The 20,860-nt window shown below is 62.9% G+C and carries 16 protein-coding genes, 1 tRNA gene and 2 rRNA genes (1 of these 19 running past the window's edge); 9 read left to right on the forward strand and 10 right to left on the reverse strand.

Annotated features, from left to right (window positions below; all coding sequences use genetic code 11):
- The 3 genes from FJ974_RS07545 to FJ974_RS07555 all read left to right on the forward strand — a co-directional run.
- Positions 1-2,851: ribosomal RNA gene (locus tag FJ974_RS07545) — 23S ribosomal RNA — on the forward strand (it extends 7 nt beyond the left edge of the window).
- Between the two features lie 224 nt (positions 2,852-3,075).
- A 5S ribosomal RNA gene (gene rrf / locus FJ974_RS07550) occupies positions 3,076-3,190 on the forward strand.
- A 131-nt stretch (positions 3,191-3,321) separates the two neighbouring features.
- Positions 3,322-3,398, forward strand: a tRNA-Met gene (locus FJ974_RS07555).
- Between the two features lie 80 nt (positions 3,399-3,478).
- Here the strand turns inward: FJ974_RS07555 and FJ974_RS07560 are convergent.
- Positions 3,479-4,600 carry an NAD(P)/FAD-dependent oxidoreductase gene (locus FJ974_RS07560; protein WP_140533852.1) on the reverse strand — a complete coding sequence of 374 codons (1,122 nt, stop codon included), beginning with the start codon at positions 4,598-4,600 and terminating at the stop codon, positions 3,479-3,481.
- A 177-nt stretch (positions 4,601-4,777) separates the two neighbouring features.
- On the opposite strand from FJ974_RS07560, the gene FJ974_RS07565 reads away from it, so the two are divergent.
- Both FJ974_RS07565 and FJ974_RS07570 read left to right on the forward strand, forming a co-directional pair.
- The gene (locus tag FJ974_RS07565) at positions 4,778-6,154 is read left to right on the forward strand and encodes an aspartate aminotransferase family protein (RefSeq protein ID WP_140533737.1); all 1,377 of its coding nucleotides are present in this window, start codon (positions 4,778-4,780) and stop codon (positions 6,152-6,154) included.
- 14 nt (positions 6,155-6,168) lie between these two features.
- Positions 6,169-6,810 (forward strand): ThuA domain-containing protein, encoded by a 642-nt coding sequence (locus tag FJ974_RS07570; protein WP_140533736.1) that lies wholly within the window; start codon positions 6,169-6,171, stop codon positions 6,808-6,810.
- Between the two features lie 25 nt (positions 6,811-6,835).
- Here the strand turns inward: FJ974_RS07570 and FJ974_RS07575 are convergent, their stop codons facing one another.
- The 3 genes from FJ974_RS07575 to FJ974_RS07585 all read right to left on the reverse strand — a co-directional run bounded on the left by FJ974_RS07575 (position 6,836) and on the right by FJ974_RS07585 (position 10,336).
- A complete protein-coding gene (locus tag FJ974_RS07575) occupies positions 6,836-8,191 on the reverse strand; it encodes a glutamine synthetase family protein (protein WP_140533735.1) in 1,356 nt (451 codons plus the stop codon).
- Positions 8,192-8,711: 520 nt separating this feature from the next.
- Positions 8,712-9,410, reverse strand: a complete 699-nt coding sequence (locus FJ974_RS07580; RefSeq protein ID WP_140533734.1) for a GntR family transcriptional regulator — start codon at positions 9,408-9,410, stop codon at positions 8,712-8,714.
- Between the two features lie 140 nt (positions 9,411-9,550).
- On the reverse strand, positions 9,551-10,336 hold the full coding sequence (locus FJ974_RS07585; RefSeq protein WP_140533733.1) for an SDR family NAD(P)-dependent oxidoreductase: 786 nt from the start codon (positions 10,334-10,336) through the stop codon (positions 9,551-9,553).
- A gap of 170 nt (positions 10,337-10,506) precedes the next feature.
- On the opposite strand from FJ974_RS07585, the gene uxuA reads away from it, so the two are divergent.
- The 4 genes from uxuA (at position 10,507) to FJ974_RS07605 (ending at position 15,501) form a co-directional block, all read left to right on the forward strand.
- A complete protein-coding gene (gene uxuA, locus FJ974_RS07590) occupies positions 10,507-11,706 on the forward strand; it encodes a mannonate dehydratase (protein WP_140533732.1) in 1,200 nt (399 codons plus the stop codon).
- Positions 11,707-11,932: 226 nt separating this feature from the next.
- On the forward strand, positions 11,933-13,303 hold the full coding sequence (locus FJ974_RS07595) for a glutamine synthetase family protein (protein ID WP_140533731.1): 1,371 nt from the start codon (positions 11,933-11,935) through the stop codon (positions 13,301-13,303).
- Between the two features lie 2 nt (positions 13,304-13,305).
- Complete coding sequence (locus tag FJ974_RS07600) at positions 13,306-14,607, forward strand: NAD(P)/FAD-dependent oxidoreductase (RefSeq protein WP_140533730.1); 1,302 nt, start codon at positions 13,306-13,308, stop codon at positions 14,605-14,607.
- Between the two features lie 105 nt (positions 14,608-14,712).
- Entirely contained in the window at positions 14,713-15,501 is a 789-nt protein-coding gene (locus tag FJ974_RS07605) for a DeoR/GlpR family DNA-binding transcription regulator (RefSeq protein WP_226891511.1), read from the forward strand.
- Here the strand turns inward: FJ974_RS07605 and FJ974_RS07610 are convergent.
- The 6 genes from FJ974_RS07610 to FJ974_RS07635 all read right to left on the reverse strand — a co-directional run bounded on the left by FJ974_RS07610 (position 15,498) and on the right by FJ974_RS07635 (position 20,751).
- The gene (locus FJ974_RS07610; RefSeq protein ID WP_226891512.1) at positions 15,498-16,448 is read right to left on the reverse strand and encodes an IS481 family transposase; all 951 of its coding nucleotides are present in this window, start codon (positions 16,446-16,448) and stop codon (positions 15,498-15,500) included. The two genes, FJ974_RS07605 and FJ974_RS07610, sit on opposite strands and share 4 nt — an antisense overlap.
- 173 nt (positions 16,449-16,621) lie before the next feature.
- The gene (locus tag FJ974_RS07615) at positions 16,622-17,125 is read right to left on the reverse strand and encodes an L-2-amino-thiazoline-4-carboxylic acid hydrolase (protein WP_140536189.1); all 504 of its coding nucleotides are present in this window, start codon (positions 17,123-17,125) and stop codon (positions 16,622-16,624) included.
- Entirely contained in the window at positions 17,122-17,898 is a 777-nt protein-coding gene (locus FJ974_RS07620; protein WP_140536192.1) for an ABC transporter ATP-binding protein, read from the reverse strand. The genes FJ974_RS07615 and FJ974_RS07620 overlap by 4 nt, the downstream gene beginning before the upstream one ends.
- A complete protein-coding gene (locus FJ974_RS30385; RefSeq protein WP_140536194.1) occupies positions 17,895-18,941 on the reverse strand; it encodes an ABC transporter ATP-binding protein in 1,047 nt (348 codons plus the stop codon). Before FJ974_RS30385 ends, FJ974_RS07620 begins: the two co-directional genes overlap by 4 nt.
- Positions 18,938-19,768 (reverse strand): ABC transporter permease, encoded by an 831-nt coding sequence (locus FJ974_RS07630; protein ID WP_140536197.1) that lies wholly within the window; start codon positions 19,766-19,768, stop codon positions 18,938-18,940. The genes FJ974_RS30385 and FJ974_RS07630 overlap by 4 nt, the downstream gene beginning before the upstream one ends.
- A complete protein-coding gene (locus tag FJ974_RS07635; protein ID WP_140536199.1) occupies positions 19,768-20,751 on the reverse strand; it encodes an ABC transporter permease in 984 nt (327 codons plus the stop codon). Before FJ974_RS07635 ends, FJ974_RS07630 begins: the two co-directional genes overlap by 1 nt.
- Positions 20,752-20,860 lie beyond the last annotated feature (109 nt).

Raw genomic sequence — 20,860 nt, forward strand, 5'->3', positions numbered from 1 at the left:
TGTCTTAAGGGCAATTGGTGGATGCCTTGGCATGCACAGGCGATGAAGGACGTGATACGCTGCGATAAGCTACGGGGAGGTGCGAATACCCTTTGATCCGTAGATTTCCGAATGGGGAAACCCACCTAAGGTACTTGGAAAATCAGAGCAGCAGGACAACTGACGCGAAGTCCCCAAAAGGATTGAGCGTGAGGCGACGATCTCTTTGAGATCGCGCTGTTTGCTGCTGTGGTTTCCATGTATCGATAATAGGTAACTTATCCTGAATACATAGGGATAAAGTGGCGAACGCGGGGAACTGAAACATCTAAGTACCCGTAGGAAAGGACATCAACCGAGACTCCGGAAGTAGTGGCGAGCGAACCCGGACCAGGCCAGTGGCGATGATGAGACAAGCGGAACCTTCTGGAAAGTAGGGCCGTAGTGGGTGACAGCCCCGTACGCGTAATGCAAATCATCGTCCTCGAGTAAGGCGGGACACGTGAAATCCTGTCTGAAATTGGGAGGACCACCTTCCAAGCCTAAGTACTCGTGCATGACCGATAGCGAACTAGTACCGTGAGGGAAAGGTGAAAAGCACCCCGACAAGGGGAGTGAAAGAGTACCTGAAACCGATTGCCTACAAACAGTGGGAGCCCGCAAGGGTGACCACGTACCTTTTGTATAATGGGTCAGCGACTTAGTGTGACGAGCAAGCTTAAACCGGTAGGTGTAGGCGCAGCGAAAGCGAGTCTGAACAGGGCGTTCAGTTCGTCGCATTAGACCCGAAACCGAGTGATCTAGCCATGAGCAGGCTGAAGGTAAGGTAACACTTACTGGAGGGCCGAACCCATAACTGTTGCAATAGTTCGGGATGACTTGTGGCTAGGGGTGAAAGGCCAATCAAACTCGGAAATAGCTGGTTCTCCGCGAAATCTATTTAGGTAGAGCGTCGACCGAATACCCCAGGGGGTAGAGCACTGGATGGGCTAGGGGTCCTCACCGGATTACCAAACCTAACCAAACTCCGAATACCTGGGAGTACTAGTCGGCAGACACACGGCGGGTGCTAACGTCCGTCGTGAAAAGGGAAACAACCCTGACCTACAGCTAAGGTCCCCAAGTTATGGCTAAGTGGGAAAGGATGTGAGGATCCCAAAACAACCAGGATGTTGGCTTAGAAGCAGCCATCATTTAAAGAAAGCGTAACAGCTCACTGGTCTAAATAAGGGTCTTTGCGCCGAAAATGTAACGGGGCTAAAGCCATACACCGAAGCTTAGGGTTCGTAGCAATACGAGCGGTAGCGGAGCGTTCTGTAAGCTGATGAAGCCGTACCCGTGAGGGGCGGTGGAGGTATCAGAAGTGCGAATGCTGACATGAGTAACGTAAGGGGAGTGAGAGACTCCCCCGCCGAAAGACCAAGGGTTCCTGCTTAAAGTTAATCTGAGCAGGGTTAGCCGGCCCCTAAGACGAGGCAGAAATGCGTAGTCGATGGGAACCACGTTAATATTCGTGGGCCTGGAGGTAGTGACGGATCACACAAGTTGTCCAATCTTATCGGATTGAAAGGGCAGCGGAGTGGTTCCAGGAAATAGCTCCTCCTTATAGACCGTACCCGAAACCGACACTGGTGGTCAGGTAGAGTATACCAAGGCGCTTGAGAGAACTATGCTGAAGGAACTCGGCAAATTGCACGCGTAACTTCGGAAGAAGCGTGACCCTTTTCTGCGCAAGCAGAGGAGGGTGGCACAGACCAGGGGGTAGCGACTGTTTATCAAAAACACAGGGCTCTGCGAAGTCGCAAGACGACGTATAGGGTCTGACGCCTGCCCGGTGCTGGAAGGTTAAGAGGAGGGGTGCAAGCTCTGAATCGAAGCCCCAGTAAACGGCGGCCGTAACTATAACGGTCCTAAGGTAGCGAAATTCCTTGTCGGGTAAGTTCCGACCTGCACGAATGGCGTAACGACTTCCCCGCTGTCTCCAGCATAGACTCAGTGAAATTGAATTCCCCGTGAAGATGCGGGGTTCCTGCGGTTAGACGGAAAGACCCCGTGCACCTTTACTATAGCTTTACATTGGCATTCGTAGTGGCATGTGTAGGATAGGTGGTAGGCTTTGAAACCTGGGCGCCAGCTCAGGTGGAGCCACCCTTGAAATACCACCCTTATTACTATGGATGTCTAACCGCGGCCCGTTATCCGGGTCCGGGACAATGTATGGTGGGTAGTTTGACTGGGGCGGTCGCCTCCTAAAGAGTAACGGAGGCGCGCGATGGTGGGCTCAGAACGGTCGGAAATCGTTCGCTGAGTGCAATGGCATAAGCCTGCCTGACTGCGAGACTGACAAGTCGAGCAGAGACGAAAGTCGGTCATAGTGATCCGGTGGTCCCGCGTGGAAGGGCCATCGCTCAACGGATAAAAGGTACGCCGGGGATAACAGGCTGATGACCCCCAAGAGTCCATATCGACGGGGTTGTTTGGCACCTCGATGTCGACTCATCGCATCCTGGGGCTGGAGCAGGTCCCAAGGGTATGGCTGTTCGCCATTTAAAGCGGTACGTGAGTTGGGTTCAGAACGTCGTGAGACAGTTCGGTCCCTATCTGCCGTGGGTGTAGGAATATTGAAAGGATCTGTCCCTAGTACGAGAGGACCGGGATGGACGGATCTCTGGTGGACCTGTTGTGGCGCCAGCCGCATTGCAGGGTAGCTATATCCGGACGGGATAACCGCTGAAGGCATCTAAGCGGGAAACCCACCTTGAAACGAGTATTCCCTGAGAACCGTGGAAGACGACCACGTTGATAGGCCGGGTGTGGAAGAGCGGCAACGCTTGAAGCTTACCGGTACTAATAGTTCGATCGGCTTGATCGTTCTCATTCCTAATGCCCATCGTGAAACACGATGGTCTTGCCAGCGCTCACGCATGAGCGGCCCTTTGGGCCTATGCTCCGCGGGGGCGCCGGACGACCGGCGACGCGCAGTCGCGCTTGCGGGCTTCGCCCGAAAGCCAATTGTAAATGTCGCCTTGGCACGAACGCGACGATCCTTGGATCGCGCTTGAACAGCTTCTCGATTTTGAACGTGCGTTTTGCCGACCTGGTGGTTATGGCGGAGCGGCTGCACCCGATCCCATTCCGAACTCGGCCGTGAAACGCTCCAGCGCTGATGGTACTTCGTCTCAAGACGCGGGAGAGTAGGTCGCTGCCAGGTCTGCCAAGCGCACGTTCATGAAGTCTTCTCTTTATGATCAGGCCCGCCAAACGGGATTGTGGGCCGCGCAAGCGGCCCTTTCATTTGGCAGCGCTTGAATCCGGTAAGCTAGACCTTACCTATACGATTGACGCGGGGTGGAGCAGCCCGGTAGCTCGTCAGGCTCATAACCTGAAGGTCACAGGTTCAAATCCTGTCCCCGCAACCAAGTCGAAAAACGGCCCGCCTCGCGCGGGCCGTTTTTCGTTTGTGGTGCGGCACAACCGGCTTTTACACTTGAGTTGTCGGTCATCGCTTGCCTGGCGTGAAAATATGGGCGACGTACTCAGCGATCGCCAGGCTCGACGTCAGCCCGGGACTTTCGATGCCGAACAGATTGACCAGGCCTGCGACGCCATGGACGTTCGCGTCCTGGATGACGAAGTCGCTGTTGGCTTCGCCCGGTCCCGAAAGTTTCGGCCGGATGCCGCTATAGGCCGGCTGCAGGCTGCCGTCGGCCAGGTCCGGCCAGTATCTGCGGATCGCCTCGTAGAAGCCTTCGCCGCGCGCAGGGTCGACGCGGTAGTCGAGCCTATCCGTCCATTCGACGTCCGGCCCGAACCGGGCGGTGCCGCCGAGGTCGAGCGTCAGATGGACGCCGAGCCCGCCAGGCTCGGGCACCGGATAGACAAGCCGCGTGAAGGGTGCTCGTCCTGCCACCGAAAAATAATTTCCCTTGGCGTAGCGAAGCGTCGGCAGGAATTGCCGGTCGAGGCCTTCGAGCGAGCCGGCCAATGTGATCGCGCTAAGACCCGCGGCGTTGACGAAGCGCGGTGTAGCGATCTCGAAACGCCCGCCGCTTGCCGTGTCAATCGTCTCAAGGACGATACAGGCGGTTTCGATGCGGCCGGACACGACGCGGGTGTTGAGCGAGAGCATCGCGCCGCGCTCTTCGGCATCGCCGAGCAAAGCGAGTAACAGCGCATGGCTGTCAATGATCCCTGTGGAAGGCGAGAGCAAGGCAGCAGTGCAACGCAATGCCGGCTCCAGCGCTCGCGCCTCGGCGCTAGTCAGGTAGGCAAGGTCATTGACGCCGCAGGCGGCGGCGTTAGCGCGGATGGCGGCCAGCACGGGTTCCTGGGCTTCGTCGGTGGCGACGATCAGTTTGCCGCAGCGCCGGTGCGGGATCGCGCGCTCGGCGCAGTAGCGGTACAGCATGTCGCGCCCGGCAACGCAGAACCGCGCCTTCAGCGATCCGTGCGGATAATAAATTCCGGCGTGGATGACCTCCGAATTGCGCGAACTTGTCTCGGTGCCGATGGCATCGGCCGACTCGAGGATCAGCGTATCCAGGCCTTGCGCTGCCATACTGCGGGCGACCGCCAGGCCGATGACGCCAGCGCCGGCAACGATGCAGTCGATCTGTTCCATGCTCATTACATCCGGCGCCTTGAGCGTTTTCATGGCGCTATCGATCGTGACACAGCGGCCCTTGCGGCCGGCCGGCGCTATGATGCATCAAGCAGGACAAAGCAAAGGTGGAATTTGGGATTTCTCAACAGGAGGGATCGTCCTATTCCGCTTGGACGCCTGCCGACAGGAGCCAGCATGGACGCCAGACCCAATTCCCCTGAAGCCCGCGACATCCGCTACCATTTGCACGGCTATACCAATGCCCGCAAGCATCAGGAGACGGGTCCGCTGGTCATCGAAAAGGGCGACGGCATTTATGTCGAGGACATCGCCGGCAACCGCTACATCGAGGCGATGGCTGGCCTGTGGAGCGTCGCCGTCGGCTTCTCGGAAAAGCGGCTGGTCGAGGCCGCCACAAGGCAGATGTCGAAGCTGCCCTTCTATCACGACTTCGGCTCGAAAGCGCATTCGCCGCTGATCGACCTGGCGGAAAAGCTGGTGCAGATGGCGCCGGTGCCGATGAGCAAGGCCTATTTCACCAATTCGGGCTCCGAAGCCAACGATACGGCCATGAAGATGATCTGGTACCGGTCGAACGCGCTCGGCCAGCCGGCGCGCAAGAAGATCATCAGCCGCAAGCGCGGCTATCACGGCGTCACCATTGCCGCGGCAAGCCTGACCGGGCTGCCGAACAATCATCTGTCGTTCGACCTGCCGATCGCCAATGTGCTGCACACGGCGACGCCGCACCACTGGCGTGACGCCGCGCCCGGCGAGAGCGAGGAGCAGTTTTCGAGCCGGCTCGCCGCCGAGTTGGAAGCGCTGATCCTTGCCGAGGGGCCGGAGACCATCGCTGCCTTCATCGGCGAGCCGGTCATGGGCGCCGGCGGGGTCATCGTGCCGCCTGCCGGTTACTGGGAGAAGATCCAGGCAGTGCTGTCGAAGTACGACATCCTGCTGGTCGCCGACGAAGTGATCTGCGGTTTTGGCCGGACCGGAAATATGTTCGGCTCGCAGACCTTCGGTATCAAGCCCGACATCATGGTGCTGTCCAAGCAGATCTCGTCGTCCTACCTGCCGATCTCGGCGCTCATCATCAACGACAAGATGTTCGAGCCGATCGCCGGCGAGAGCGACCGCATCGGCACCTTCGGCCACGGCTTCACCGGCGGCGGCCATCCCGTCGCCGCGGCCGTGGCGCTGGAGAACATCAAGCTGATTGAAGAGCGCGACCTCGTCGGCAATGCGCGCACGGTCGGCGCGCATTTGCAGGCAAGGCTGCGCAAGCTTGACTCGCATCCGCTGGTGGGCGAGGTGCGCGGCGTCGGTCTCATCGCCGCCGTCGAGCTGGTCGCCGACACGGCCAGCAAGGCGACTTGGGGCAAGACGGCCGCGCTCGGCGCGCTGGTCAACGGTTTCCTGCAGCAGAACGGCGTGATCTCGCGCAATATGGGCGACGCGATCGCCTTCTGTCCGCCGCTGATCATTACCGAGACCCAGGCCGACGCGCTGGTCGATGCGTTCGAGCGGTCGCTCGCCGCCGCTCTGCCGCTGGTTCATCCGCAGGGCTGAGAAGGAGAGAAAAGATGCGGCAGGCACTGATCGTCTGGGGCGGCTGGGAAGGGCACGAACCTGAAGCCGGGGCGCGCGTCGTCAAGTCGATGCTGGAGGAAGAAGGCTTTGCCGTGCGCGTCGAAAACTCGACGGAAGCGTTCGGCGACCCGGCCATCGCCGATCTCAGCCTGATTGTTCCGATCTACACCATGTCCAAGCTCGGCAAGGCCGAAGAGGCCAATCTCACCAAGGCGGTCGAGGACGGCGTCGGCCTCGGCGGCTATCACGGCGGCATGGGCGACGCCTTCCGCGACTCGCCCGGCTACCAGTTCATGTGCGGCGGTCAGTGGGTCGCGCATCCCGGCAACATCATCGACTATCGGATCGACATCGTCCGGCGCGACGATCCGATCATGCAGGGCATCGAGGATTTCGCCTACCGTTCCGAGCAATATTACATGCATGTCGACCCGTCGAACGAGGTGCTGGCGACCACCACCTTCACGGGCGAGCATGCGCCGTGGATCGACGGCGTCGTCATGCCGGTCGTCTGGAAGCGCCGGCACGGCAAGGGTCGGGTGTTTTATTCCTCGCTCGGCCACGTCGCGGAGGAGTTCGAGGTGCCGCAGATGCGGACCATCCTGCGCCGCGGGCTGGTCTGGGCGGCGCGCTGAGCCTTTCCGGCCTTTACGAAGCCGGCTAAACGCTTTCCAGATAGGTCTCGATCTCGAAGTCGCTGACGTTAAGCGCGAAGGTGTTCAGCTCCTGGCGCTTGCAGGCGATGAAGGCGTCGCGCAGAACAGCCGGAAAAATCTCCGCCACATGCGGCCCACTCTCGAAGGCGGCGATGGCCGAAGCCCAGTCCGGCGGCAGCTTGGCCAGCGGCAGTCCCTGCCCTTCGCCGCCGGTCGGCTCGCCGGGCGACAATTCCCGCTCGATACCGGCGAGTGCCGCACCCAGGATCGCCGCCAGCACCAGATAAGGATTGGCATCGGCGCCGGAAACGCGATGCTCGATGCGGCGCGCCGCCGACGGGCCGCCGGGAATGCGGATTGCCACCATGCGGTTCTCGTAGCCCCAGGCGACCGCGGTCGGCGCATAGGAGCGCGGCCGCAGCCGGCGGTAGGAATTGAAGTGCGGCGCGAACACCAGCGTGCTTTCGGCCATTGCAGCAAGCAGGCCGCCGACCGCGTGGCGCATGGTGCCGGAGCCCTGGTCGCTGCCATCGTCGAAGATGTTGCGACCTTTGCGGTCGACCAGGCTGAAATGGACGTGGAAACCATTGCCGGCCCGCTCGCCGTAAGGCTTGGCCATGAAGCAGGCGGCAAAGCCGTGCTTGCGGGCGATGCCCTTGACGGTGCGCTTAAACAGCACCGCATCGTCGGCGGCGCGCAAGGCATCGGGGACGTGGTTCAGGTTGATCTCGAACTGGCCGACGCCGTTCTCGGCGATCGCGGTGTCGACCGGAATGCCCTGCATGCGGCAGGCGTCATAGATGTCGTGAATGAAGGCCTCGAAGTCGTCGATCTCGTCGATCGACAGCGCCGCGTCGGAATCAAGCCGCCGCCCGGTGACCGGCGAGACTGGGCCGACCGGCCGCTGAGAGGTCGGATCGACAAGGTAGAATTCGAGCTCCGTCGCGACCACCGGAGTGAGATCGAGCGCTGCATAGCGGTCGAGGATGCGGGCAAGCGCGCGGCGCGGGTCGCCCAGATACGGCGCGCCGCTCTCGTCGGCTAGCCAGAGCGGCAGCAGCGCCGTCGGGTGCGCCGTCCAGTCGACGGGCAGGATGCCGCGTCCCGTCCAATGGCAAAGGCCATCGGCGTCGCCGGTCGAAAAAACCTGCGCGTTGCCTTCGATGTCCTCGCCCCAGACGTCGAGCCCGATCAGCGAATAGGGCATGCGCAGCTTGCCCTCGAGCGCCTTGCGCGCCTGCTCGACCGGGATGCGCTTGCCGCGCATGATGCCGTTGAGATCGCACACCGCGGCCCGAAGGCTATGGATGTCCTCTCTGCTTTCGAGCCAGTTCAAAACATCCGCAATTGCATCGCCCAATTTCCAGCCCCTGGTTTTTCTGAAGGTGCTGTAGCCCTGTCGGCTACGATATCTCATTTACAGCTTGTGAGTTCATGAAGGCCGCCTTGGCTATCGCCCGGTGGCTTTTCTTCATTTTTTCAAGTCACTAGCTGGAATATCGGGCGGCATTTCAAGTCCGTTTTCTGCGATCTGCGATCGCAACATAGCGACACGTTCCCGGAAAGCCAAGCGGCATTTGAGGCAGTCCGTGTTGGCCGCTGTCGGGCCGTCGGCCGTTGGATTCGCATACTTTGGGGATTGGCCGAGACGCCGGTCCTTCGTCATCCTGGGGCGGAGCAAGGAGCGCAGCGACGCAGCGCAGACCCCAGGATCCATGCCGTTACTCCGGAGCGCTTCGACGGTGCAGAATTCTGCTCCGCTGCATTCTTCGGTCGAGGTTGCGGCATGGATCCCAGGGTCTCCGCGACGGAGCTTCGCTCCTGCTTCGCCCTGGGATGACGAAGCTCGGAGGCCTCTGCCAATCTCCAAAGTCTGCGCACTAGTGCCGGGTTTCGGGGAACTTGACCTGCTTGAGGATGTGCGTGGCGCCCTCGTCGATGTCGCGCATGATGGCGGCGCGGGCTCGTTCGCCATCGCCCGCCTCGATCGCCGCGACCACCTCCTCGTGATAATCGATGCCGAGAATGGCGGCGAGGTCGTCCTCGAAGCCGATGCGCAGGTTTCTGAGAAAGGGGCCGACCTGCATCCACACGGTCTCGATCAGGAAGATCATCTGCTCGTTGCCGCAGTGGCGGTAGATCGAGAATTTGAAGTCGTAGTTCTTGCGCAGATAGTCGTCGATGTCGCCGCTGCGGGCGGCCTGGGTGAGCTCGGTGCTATGGCGGCGGATGGCGCGCAGATTGTTGCCGTTGATGCGTTTCGTCGCGAGCTCCGTGGCCGTGCCTTCGAGGATCGTGCGCACGGCGGTTAATTGCGAAAAACGTTCGGCCGAGATCAGCGGCACCTCGACACTGCCGTTCGGCATCGGGCTCAGCGCCCTCAGCGCCTGCAGCCGCATGAAGGCGCTGCGCACGGGCATATCGCTGGTGCCGAGCTCCTTGGCGAGCTTGCGCGAGGTCAGCTTCTGGCCGGGCTGGAGCTGACCCGACATCAGCGCCCGCACGAGCTCCATATAGACTTTCTCATGCAGCGGAACTGTATCGACAGCGGTCAGTCCGAATTGCGATTTGTCGGCCATTGGCTATGCGTTACTTCATTCGTCCTGAAATCTGTTTGGCCGCTTCGTCTATTTACCGGCGACTTTAGAGCGCACGATAGACGGTTAACGCGCGCCGCCGCAAGTGAGGCGAGGCCGCGTCTGTTGATGGTGGCAATCGCTTATCTGACGCCGATGCCTGCCGTCAGGCCGCCGTCGATCTTGTAGTCGGCGCCGGTGCAGAAGCTGGCCTTCGACGAGCAAAGGAAGGCGATGAGCTCGGCCACCTCCTCAGGCTCGCCGATGCGGCCAAGCGGATGGGCTTCGCCGAAACGCTTGAAGGCCGCCTCGACATCGGCGTCGCTGCCGCCATCGCCGCGCGCGGCCTTTTCGAGGATGGGCGTGCGGATCGAGCCCGGGCTGACCGAGTTCACGCGAATGCCCTGACGGGCATAATCGAGCGCCAGCGAGCGCGTCAGCGTGTGGATCGCGCCTTTGGTGGTCGCGTAGGCGGCGACATTCTGCTGGCAGGCAAAGCCCTGCACCGACGCCACGTTGACGATGCCGCCGCCGCCGCGCTTGATCATTTCGGGAATGCCGAAATGGGCGGTCAGATAGATCGAGCCGATATTGACCGACATCGCCCGGTTCCAGGTCTCGAAATCGGTGCTGGTCGCCGTGCCATAGGGGTGCACCGCCGCGGAGTTGACGATGATGTCCAGGCCGCCGAAGCGCTCGACGCCGGCGGCGATCGCTTTCTCGACCTGGTCCGATCTGGAGACGTCGGTGGTCAGCACCAGCGCTTCGGCGCCCGAACGATGGAGCACAGCCTGCATCGCCGCATTGGCGCTTTCGTCGATGCCGAGAGCGAGGATCGCCGCACCGCCTTCGGCAAGACGCCGGGCGCTGGCCAGGCCGATTCCGGTAGTTCCCGTCACCAGGGCAACCTTGCCGTCGAAATCCTTCATGGACAAACTCCTCCAATGACGGCCAAGAGGCCTGATGCGCCTGGCAGGAAGGCGGCGCGAATCCGGATCTGGTTCATCGGATAGCACAAGCCTGCCTGTCGCAATCGTGCGATTTGACTGCCATTGTCGTCCGACAATAAGGTCGATCGCAACCGCATAAAGAGGCAGTGATGGAACAATGCTGGCGCTGGTACGGTCCGGACGATCCGGTCATGCTCGACCATGTCAAGCAGGCGGGCGCGACGGGCATCGTATCGGCGCTGCACAACATCTATGACGGCAGCGCCTGGCCGCTGGATGCCATCCTCGAGCGCAAGCGCTTCATCGAGGCGGCGGGCCTGACCTGGTCGGTGGTGGAGAGCATTCCCGTCCACAATTCGATAAAGATCGGCGCACCGGAGCGGCAGCGCTACACTGGCTGGTACAAGGATATGATCCGTGCGCTGGCCGAGGCCGGCATCTCCACCATCTGCTACAATTTCATGCCGGTGGTCGACTGGACCCGCACGGACCTCATGTACCGGTTGCCGACCACTGGTTATGCCTTGCGTTTCGATGCCATAGATTTCGCCGCCTATGATCTTTTCGTGCTAAAGCGCAAAAATGCCGAGGCGAGCTACAGCCCGGCGCGCCTCAAGGAGGCGGAAGCGCGGCTGAAGACGTTAAGCACCGAGGCCATCGACAGAATAGAGCGCAACCTGATCGCCGGCCTGCCGGCCACCGAACGCAGGTATAACCGCGACACCATGCGGGAGGCGCTTGCCGACTACGATGGGATCGGCCCGGCCGAACTGCGCGCCAACCTCGCGTGGTTCCTGAACGAGATCATCCCGGTCGCCGAGGAAGCCGGCGTCCGTATGTGCATCCATCCCGACGATCCGCCGTTCTCGCTCTACGGGCTGCCGCGCGTCGTTTCCACCGCCGATGACGCGCGCTTCATCCTCAAGGCAGTCGACAGCCCCGCGAACGGCCTGACCTTCTGCACGGGCTCCTATGGCGTGCGCGCGGACAACGATCTCGTCGCAATGATCGAGGAATTCGCGCCAAAAATTCATTTCGTGCATCTGCGCAACGTGACGCGGGAGGCCGACGGCTCTTTCTTCGAGGCGGAGCATCTGGAAGGCTCGACCGACATGGCGGCGGTCGTCCTGGCGCTGATGAAGGAGGAGACGCGCCGGCGCAAGGAGGGCAGGGCCGACTGGCGCATTCCGATGCGCCCCGACCATGGCCATTTGCTTGCCGACGACATCGGCAAGACCAGGATCAACCCGGGCTATTCACTGATCGGCCGGCTCAAGGGCCTCGCCGAATTGCGCGGCATCATGCGCGCGGTCGAGCGGTTCGAGCTGGCCTCGGGGGGCTACCAGTAATCATGCGCTGCTGCCGGCACGAGTATCTGCAACGTGCGGAGGAGACGAAAGTCGGCTCGCACGTCGTTCGCGACGGCTGGACCGAAGGAGGATTCGGCAACGCCTGATCCGGCCTGCCGGCCGGCCATCAGGCGGGCGTCCGTCCTCGGATAATGCAGCCAATATAACGCCCTACCGGAACGGAAATGCCCGCCGAAGCGATTTCTCCTTCGAACGGACATGACCAATGCCTGACAATCTGAACACTTCATTCGCCGGCGCGGACACGCAAAGCTGGCTGAAAACGCATGCGATCGCCGAGGTCGAGTGCTTCGTGCCCGATGTCAACGGCGTGCTGCGCGGCAAGACCTTGCCGGTGGCCAAATTCCTCAAGTCGCTCGACGACCGCGCGCTCTATCTGCCGAGCAGCGCCTTCCTGGTCGCCATAGACGGCCGCTATTCCGGCTCCATCGACGAGAATTTCGCCTACCAGGATCCGGACATGCGCATGGTGCCGGATCTGCCGACGCTGTGCCTTGCGCCCGGCAATCCGGGCAAAGCCTATGTCTTTTGCGACGCCTTCCACATGGACGACCGGCCATGGATGGCTTCGCCGCGCCATGTGCTGAGAGCCGTGCTCGACCTCTACCGGCAGCGCGGCTGGCGCGCGGTGATGGCGCCGGAGCTCGAATTCTATCTCATCGCGCCAAACCCCGATCCGGACCGGCCGCTGACCGCGCCGGTTGGCAGCAATGGCCGTCCGGAAAGCGTGCAGCATCCTTACGACATGCAAGCGCTGGAGGAATTCGAACCGATGATGCGCCGGCTCTACGAGCACGCCGCCTTGGCCGGCCTGCCGCTCGACACGCTGATCCACGAATCCGGCACGGCGCAGCTCGAAATCAATTTCCTGCATGGCGAACCGCTGGCGCTCGCCGACAAGGTGCTGCTGTTCAAACGCCTGGCCCGACAGGCCGCGCAGGCGAGCGGCATGCATGCCACCTTCATGGCGAAGCCGATCGCCGCGCAGGCCGGCAGCTCGATGCATCTGCACATGTCGGTTGTCGACGAGAATGGCCAAACATTGTTTGCCGGCAAAGGTGACGGCGACAGCGAGATGTTTGCGCAGTTCATCGGCGGACTGCAGAAATACATCCCCGAGATCATGCCGCTGTTCGCGCCCAACGTGAATTCGTACCGCCGCATCCGGCCCGGCCACAGCGCGCCCGCCAATATCGAATGGTCGCACGACAACCGCTCCTGCGGTCTGCGTGTGCCGATGGGCGGCCCCGCCGCGCGCCGCATCGAGAACCGGTTGCCCGGCGCGGACGCCAATCCCTACCTTGCCATGGCCGGCTCGCTGATCGCCGGCTATCTCGGCGTCGAGGAGAAGCTAGCGCGCTCGGAGGAGGCCTTCGGCAATGCCTATAAGAGCAAAAGCACACTGCCAAAGACGATGGAGGAAGCGCTCGATCGTTTCGCCGGCTGCGAGCCTGTGCGGGCGCTGCTCGGCGAGGATTTCTTCCAGACCTACCTGCGCGTGAAGAGCGTCGAGCTCGACCTGTTCCAGAGCGTCGTGACGTCCTGGGAACGCGACCATCTGCTGCTCAAGGTGTGACCATGGCTTCGCGTTCGACAGGTTTCAATTCCGGTCTCGATATCGGCAGATCCTATTACGTCGCTACCGCCAACCCGGCGCCCGACCACCCGGCGCTTGCCGGCGATGTCGAGGCCGATCTGGTCGTGGTGGGCGGCGGCTGCACGGGTCTGTCGGCGGCGCTGCATGCGGCCGAGCGTGGTCTTAAAGTGGTGCTGCTCGAAGGCGGCAAGATCGGCTGGGGCGCCTCGGGCCGCAATGGCGGCCAGATCATCCCCGGCTTGCGCAAGGGCGCCAAAGGCCTGGTGAAGACATTCGGGTCGGAACGGGCAAAGGCGCTGTTCGATCTGGCCTTCGAAGCGCGCGGACTGGTGCTCGACATCATCGAACGCCACGCCATCGACTGCGACCTGAGGCTCACCGGCCATCTGGTCGGCGCTGTCAACGGCTCGGACATGCGGGATTTCGAGGAAGAAGCGGAGTGCCTCGCCAAGGTGATGAATTTCCCGCATGTCGAGATCCTGTCGGCGGCGGAAGCGCGCAAGATGGTGGACACGCCGTATCATGGCGCGGTCTTCGAGAAGCTCGGCGGCCATATGCATCCGTTGAACTACACGCTCGGGCTGGCGCGTGCCGCATCCGCCGCCGGTGTCGTCATCCACGAGAACTCGGTGGCCGAGAGGCTGGAGCGAGAACCGGGCATACGGGTCTTCACCGACAAGGGTTCGGTTCGCGCGAAACATGTCGTGCTGGCAGGCGATGCGCTGCTCAAGGGGCTGGAGCCGCGCGTCAACAGCCGCATCATGCCGGTCGGCAATTACATCGTCGCCACCGAGCCGTTGGAGGGCGCACGCAACGTAATCCCTGCCAACGTGGCGGTGTCCGACACGCGCTTCGTCGTCAACTACTACCGGATGTCGGCGGATGGCCGCCTGCTGTTCGGCGGCGGCGAACGCTATACGCCGTCGCCGCCTTCCGACATTGCCGGCTTCGTGCGGCCGCATATGGAGAAGACCTTTCCGCAATTGCGCGGCTGCCGCATCGATCATGCCTGGGGCGGGCTGGTGTCGGTGACGACATCGCGCCTGCCGCATGTCGGGCATTATGGCGAGGTCTATTTCGCGCATGGCTATTCCGGCAAGGGCGTCATCCTGTCGACGTTGTCAGGCAAGTTGCTCGCCGAAGCGATCACGGGCGATGCCTCGCGGCTCGACCTGTTCTCGATGCTGACGCCGCTGCCGTTCCCGGGCGGCACGGCACTGCGCGGGCCGCTCTATGTGCTCGGCATGTTGTGGTACGCCATGCGCGACCGCCTCAGGCACTGAATCGGCTCTGCTTCCCTGGCAGCCCCGGCGTGGCTAATGTCCTTGGTTCCGGGGGGCGAAATCCCCGGGCGCAGCCGGCATCTGTCTGCCAGTCAAGGATGAGTGATGAACATCGAGCCCGGCCGACTGACGAAGAAGGAACGACACGAGCTCATCCTGTCGGAAGTCCGGCGTTCGGCATCGATCCGCATTTCCAAGCTCGCCCGGCGCATCGGCGTTGCCGGCGAGACCATCCGCCGAGATCTGATCGAGCTTGGCCAGGCCGGGCTGATCAACCGTACCTACGGCGGCGCGACGATCTCGCTGATGACGTCCGAGCCGGTCATTACCGAACGCGGCCTGACCCTGGTCGAGGAGCGCGCCCGCATCGGGCGCGGCGCGGCCAGCCTGGTCGGGAACGGCCGCATCGTGATGATCGACGGCGGATCGACTACCTACGAGGTGGCGCGCAGCCTCTCGCAACTGGGCCGGGAACTGACGATCATCACCAACTCGATCGGCGTCGCCTCGGTCGCCGGCGCCAATCCGGGTTTTCGCGTCATCATGTGCCCCGGCACCTATGACAGCCGGGAAGCCAGCGTGCTCGGCGAGGACACGGTCGAGTTCGTGCGCCGCTACAATGCCGACATCGCCATCATCGGCGCTTCGGCCGTCAATACCGAAGGTCCGAGCGACATGGTTTCGGGCGCGGCGGCGGTGAAGCGTGCGATGATGGCGCGGGCGCTCTCGACGATGCTGGTCGTCACCAACGACAAATTCGGCCGCGGCAGCCTGGAGCGGGTCTGCGCCTTGAGTGAGATCTCCGACGTCGTCACCGACAGCGAGCCGGTGGCGGAGCTGCGTGCGGCAATCGACGAGGCGGGCGTCGGTCTGCATGTCTTTGCCGCTGACTAGGTGTTTAGTCCCGGCATTTGATGGATTGGATCGAGTCTGAACCGCTCAGGCTCTTTTTTCCAGACATTGCAGATGAACTCGAAGGGAGTGATGCCCTTGAGGGTCTTCAGTCGCCGGCCGAAATTGTAGGCTGCGACGAAGTCGTTGAGGTGCTGTCGCAATTGGTCGTGATCGTCGTAGTGGAAGCGCTTGACGGTCGCGTCCTTGATGGTGCGGTTCATTCGCTCGACCTGGCCGTTGGTCCAGGGATGCTTCACCTTGGTGGTACGATGCTCGGTGCCGTTGTCGCGGCAGGTGCGCCCGAAGATGTGCTCCATGGCGGTGCGGTCCTGCTCGCGGTTTTTGAACTGGACGCCGTTGTCGGTGAGGATCGTGTGGATCTGGTAGGGAACTGCCTGGATGAGGTGGCGCAGGAACTCGGCCGCGATCATTTTTGTGGCCCGCGTGTGGAGTTCGACGTAGGTGAACTTGCAGGTTCGGTCGATGGCCACGAAGAGATATAGCTTGCCCTCGGCGGTCTGCACCTCGGCGATGTCGATGTGGAAATAGCCAATCGGATAGGCCTTGAACTTCTTCTTGGGCTGCTTGTCGCCTTCAACCTCGGGCAATCTCGAAATGCCATGACGCTGCAGACAGCGATGCAATGACGAGCGCGTCAGGTTCGGGATCGTTGGCTGCAGCGCATAGAGACAATCATCCAGGGGCAACAGCGTATGCCGGCGGAAAGCGACGATGACAGCCTCTTCCTCGATCGACAGCACCGTCGACTTCGGGGCTTTGGGACCAGTCGGCAGATCAGCGACCGAAGTTCGCCCCTTCCATTTGGCAACCGTCTTCGGATCGATCCCGTAGCGCTTGGACAGCTTCCTCAGGCTCTCTTGACTATTTTGTATTGCTCGACGGATTGCCTCTGTCGTCGTGGCGCGCCCATGCAGAACCTGGCCCATAGTGCCTCCTTCCAATCGGGGGAAAATAATGAACCATTAAAGCCTGGGATGAAACACCTAGAACGTGATGGCGTTTCGTTGAATCGCCATCACAGTCTAACTCTTTGTTGGAGCATGATCTTTCTCCGAAAACCGTTCCCACTTTTCGGGATCATGCTCTAATCGTCAGCCCGCTAAGCATCTCGGTTGATTAGCGCGATGTGACAGCAGCCGGTGCCGTGGCCTGGCGTCCAGGTGACGTTGGCGAAGCGCACGCCGGTCGCCTCGAACAGGCCGCGGTCGAAGGCGCCGGCGATGCGGCAGAGCGCGGCGAGCTTTTCCTCGCCAACGCCGGCTTCGATCCAGGCATCCTTCAGGGGACAGCGCTTGACCTTGAAGGCGATATGGTCCGGCCCGCGCTCGACATCGGTCGGATACATGCGGCCGTCATCCGGGCTGGCAGCGAGGAACGCCTGCCCGATCGCCGGCGCGTCATTGGGGCCGAAACCGGCAAAGGCCGCCGCGGCGACCTCGCGGCCACGCTTCTCGATGGTGCGGATCATGACCGCTTCCGCCTTCTCAGCGCCCAGCTCAGCGGTCAGTTCGTCAAGGAAGAGGCGATAGAGATCGGCGCGGTTGCGAAAGGCGAAATCGAGCTCGCGCGACAGTTTTTCGGCTCTGGCTGCGGGGTCGGTCATGATGTGTTCCTATTCAATTTCGGCGTTGCCGCCACCAGCGCCTTGCCGATCGCCGATTGCGGCGCCTCGATGACGGCCCTGGCATCGCCGCTCTCGGCGATCCGGCCGGCTTCGAGAATGACAACGCGGTGGGCGATGGCGCGCACCACGCCGAGGTCATGCGAAATGAAAAGATAGGCGATCCGTTCCTGCCTTTGCAGGTCGAGCAGCAATTCGAGGATTTTTCCGCGCACCGAAACATCGAGCGCCGACACCGCCTCGTCGAGCACGATGAGCGAGGGTTGCGTGGCAATGGCGCGGGCGATCGCCACGCGCTGACGCTGGCCGCCGGAGATTTCGTGGATAGCGCGCTGGGCAAGGCCGGCATCGAGGCCGACGCGGTCCAGCAGTGCCGCGATGCGACGTGGGCGCTCGGAGCGCGAAGTAGTCCCGTGAATGCGCAGCGGATCGTCAAGCATGCGCGCGACCGTGGCGCGCGGGTTGAAGGCGGCGAGAGGATCCTGAAACACCATCTGGAGACGGGCGCGGCGGGCGCGCAATGCAGCCCCCGAGAGCGCGAGGAAGTCCGCGCCTTCAAACTCGATGCGGCCGGCGTCGGGCTCGATCAGGCGCAGCAGAAGCCGCGCGATCGTCGACTTGCCGCTGCCGGACGGGCCGGCCAGCGCCAATGTTTCGCCGGGCCCAATCTCGAAGGAGATGTCGTCGACGGCGGCGAAGGGTTTGCCGCCGCGGCGGTAGCGCTTGGCGAGGTTGGAGACGGTGAGCACGCTCATGCGGAGGCGCCTTGCCGGCCGAGCAATGGCTCGGCGTCGAGGCCGAGATGGGCATCGAGGAGCGCGCGAGTGTAGCCATGGCGCGGCGCGTCGATGATTTCTGTCGTCGTGCCCTGCTCGACCAGCTCGCCATGACGCAGCACGGCGATGCGCTCGGCAAGTGTGGCGGCGAGCGCGATGTCGTGGCTGACGAACAACAGCGTCATGCCGTCCTCGGCCACCAGCCGGCGGATGAGCGCGACGATCTCGGCCTGCACGACGGTGTCGAGGGAGCTCGTCGCCTCGTCGGCGATCAGTAGCCTTGGACCGGCGGCGATGGCAGCGGCGATCGCGACGCGCTGCTTCTGGCCGCCGGAGAGCTGGTGGGGGTAGGCGCGGAGGATATCGTCAGGGTTTGGCAAGCGGACGCGTTCGAGCAGGGCTTTGGCTTTAGCGAGGGATTGCTGCCAGTTAAGGTTGAGATGGGTGTGGGCGACTTCGGCGATCTGCTTGCCGACCGGCATCACCGGGTCGAGGCTGGAGGAGGGGTCCTGGAAGATGAAGCCGATGTCGCGGCCGAGGCGGAGGATCGCGCCGCCATGACGGGAAAGCTGGTGCTCTACGGCGCCCCTCTCTGTCCTGCCCGTCCTCCGCAGCAGCTGCGCTGCAGCTGCGGAGGGTGCACCGGACATCTCCCCCTCTAGGGGGGAGATTAGCTGGTGATCTCCGCCTTCGCCAATTTTCGAAGTCGCAAGAAGAGAGCCAGCGACGGAACTGCCAATCTCCCCCCTTGAGGGGGAGATGTCCGGCAGGACAGAGAGGGGGGCCTTGGCGCCAGCGGTTGCCGGCAAAGACCACTCAACGAGCCCGTCAACCTCCGACGACCGCGGCAACAACCCCGCAACCGCCAGCGCCAGCGTGCTCTTGCCCGAGCCGCTTTCGCCGATGATCGCCAGGCGCTCTCCGGCGACAACATCCAGGCTGATGCCCTTCAGCGCCGTTACCTCGACCCTGTCTCGCCGATAGCGCACCGAAAGATCGCGGATGGAAACCAGCACCGTCACGACAGGCTCCGCCTTACCGCGGTCGTCTCGACGACGCCTTCGCCGGCCAAGTAGACGCCGAGCACGGTCAGCACCAGCGCCGCGCCCGGCACGATCGACAGGAACGGCGCTGTGCGCAACACCGCGCGGCCTTCGGCGATCATGCCGCCCCAGGTGACGCGGTTGGGGTCGCCAAGCCCGAGGAAGGAAAGCGCCGCTTCGGTGAGGATCGCAGCCGCCACGATCACCGAGGACAGCGCCAGAACCGGCGGCAGCGCATTGGGCAGCACTTCGCGAAAGGCGATCTCCAGCGGATGCATGCCGATGACGCGGGCGCCGGCGACATAGTCGCGCTCGCGGATCGACAGCACTTCCGCGCGGGCGACGCGAGCGGGTCCGGTCCAGACGCCGAGCGCAATGGCCGCGATGACGACGCCGAGCGACGGGCCGACGATGCTGACGAAGGCGAGGGCGAGCAGGAAGCTCGGCACGGTCTGGAAAGCGTCGGTGATGCGCATCAGCACGTCGTCGACGAGGCCGCCGACGAAGCCGGCCAAGGTGCCGACCACCGCGCCGATCACCAGCGCTGCCGCAGCCGCCGCCAGCCCGACGGCCAGCGAGGTGCGGGCGCCATGGAACAGCTCGGCCAGCACGTCGCGGCCGAGCCGGTCGGTGCCGAGCGGCAGCGACCAGTCCTGGAAAGGCGGGCGCAGCGCCGGGCCGGCGATCGCCTGCGGGTCGCCTGGAAAGAGCAAAGGTGCTGCGAGCGCCATGGCGAACAGGGCCGCAAGGATGATTGCGCCGGCGATTGCCTCCGGCGTGCGAAAGAAACGATGCAGCCGGCTCATCAACCGGCCTCGCCGGCGCCGACGCGCGGGTCGAGGACAGCATAGGCGAGGTCGACAAGAAGGTTGATGACGACGACCAGAACCGCGCTGACCAGGATGATGCCGAGAAGCAGCGGCGTGTCGCGCCCGGCGACGGCTTCCTGCGCCAAGCGGCCGAGGCCGGGCACGGCAAAGACGCTTTCGATGACGACGCTGCCGCCTAGCATTTGCGCCGATTGCAAGCCGAGCATGGTGACGAGCGGCAGCAGCGCATTGCGGGCGACGTGGGCAAGCACGATGCGGCGGCGCGACAGGCCCCTGGCGCGGGCTGCAAGGACGAAATCCTGCCGCCAGACCTCAGCCATGCCGGCGCGCATCATGCGCAGATAAAGCGCGAGGTAGATGAAGCCGAGCGCCGAAACCGGCAGCACAAGATGCGTGGCGATGTCGGCGGCACGGGCGAGCCCGGTCTTGGCCGAAGCGATGGTCTCGATGCCGCCGATCGGCAACCAGCGCAGGTCGACGGCGAAGACCACGGTCAGCACCAGGCCAAGCCAGAAGCCGGGCACGGCATAGAGCGCCAGTGAGCCGATGGAGAGAAAACGGTCGCGGAAACTGCCGGGCCTGGCGCCGGCATAGATGCCGAGCGTCGAGCCGAGGCCGAAGGACAGCGCGGTGGCGCTGCCCATCAGGATCAGCGTGATCGGCAAGCGTTCGAGAATGACGTTGCGGATCGGCCGCGAGAAGGTGACGGACTGGCCGAGATCGAGATGCAGCAATGCCCAGAGGTAGTTGGCGAGCCGGGTCAGCTCCGACTGGTCGAGACCCCAGCGGTGGCGCAGCAGTTCGATCATGCCGGCATCGCCGCCGGTCGAGACGATGTAGGCGTCGACGGCGTCACCGGGGGCTGCTTCGAGGAGGAGGAAGCTGCCGATGACGACGATCAGCAGCACGAAGACGCTGCCGACGAGGCGGCGGCGCACGAGGGTGAGGGCGCGTGTCATGGCACCCTCGGTGGCCGGGTGCTGAACTGGCTGAGAGAGATGCCGAGCCCAGGCCCCCCTCTCTGTCCTGCCGGACATCTCCCCCTCAAGGGGGGAGATTGGCTGTCAT

Origin of the sequence: Mesorhizobium sp. B1-1-8 (assembly GCF_006442795.2) — a bacterium.
Classification (GTDB): Bacteria; Pseudomonadota; Alphaproteobacteria; order Rhizobiales; family Rhizobiaceae; genus Mesorhizobium.

Excerpts from the sequence above, each read along its gene's own strand:
- FJ974_RS07565 (WP_140533737.1), top strand. The coding sequence starts at position 4,778 with ATGGACGCCAGACCCAATTCCCCTGAAGCCCGCGACATCCGCTACCAT.
- FJ974_RS07560 (WP_140533852.1), bottom strand. The coding sequence starts at position 4,600 with ATGGAACAGATCGACTGCATCGTTGCCGGCGCTGGCGTCATCGGCCTG.
- FJ974_RS07635 (WP_140536199.1), bottom strand. The coding sequence starts at position 20,751 with ATGACACGCGCCCTCACCCTCGTGCGCCGCCGCCTCGTCGGCAGCGTC.
- FJ974_RS07615 (WP_140536189.1), bottom strand. The coding sequence starts at position 17,125 with ATGACCGACCCCGCAGCCAGAGCCGAAAAACTGTCGCGCGAGCTCGAT.
- FJ974_RS07570 (WP_140533736.1), top strand. The coding sequence starts at position 6,169 with ATGCGGCAGGCACTGATCGTCTGGGGCGGCTGGGAAGGGCACGAACCT.
- FJ974_RS07585 (WP_140533733.1), bottom strand. The coding sequence starts at position 10,336 with ATGAAGGATTTCGACGGCAAGGTTGCCCTGGTGACGGGAACTACCGGA.
- FJ974_RS07605 (WP_226891511.1), top strand. The coding sequence starts at position 14,713 with ATGAACATCGAGCCCGGCCGACTGACGAAGAAGGAACGACACGAGCTC.
- FJ974_RS07630 (WP_140536197.1), bottom strand. The coding sequence starts at position 19,768 with ATGAGCCGGCTGCATCGTTTCTTTCGCACGCCGGAGGCAATCGCCGGC.
- FJ974_RS07620 (WP_140536192.1), bottom strand. The coding sequence starts at position 17,898 with ATGAGCGTGCTCACCGTCTCCAACCTCGCCAAGCGCTACCGCCGCGGC.
- FJ974_RS07580 (WP_140533734.1), bottom strand. The coding sequence starts at position 9,410 with ATGGCCGACAAATCGCAATTCGGACTGACCGCTGTCGATACAGTTCCG.
- FJ974_RS07600 (WP_140533730.1), top strand. The coding sequence starts at position 13,306 with ATGGCTTCGCGTTCGACAGGTTTCAATTCCGGTCTCGATATCGGCAGA.
- uxuA (WP_140533732.1), top strand. The coding sequence starts at position 10,507 with ATGGAACAATGCTGGCGCTGGTACGGTCCGGACGATCCGGTCATGCTC.
- FJ974_RS07610 (WP_226891512.1), bottom strand. The coding sequence starts at position 16,448 with ATGGGCCAGGTTCTGCATGGGCGCGCCACGACGACAGAGGCAATCCGT.
- FJ974_RS07595 (WP_140533731.1), top strand. The coding sequence starts at position 11,933 with ATGCCTGACAATCTGAACACTTCATTCGCCGGCGCGGACACGCAAAGC.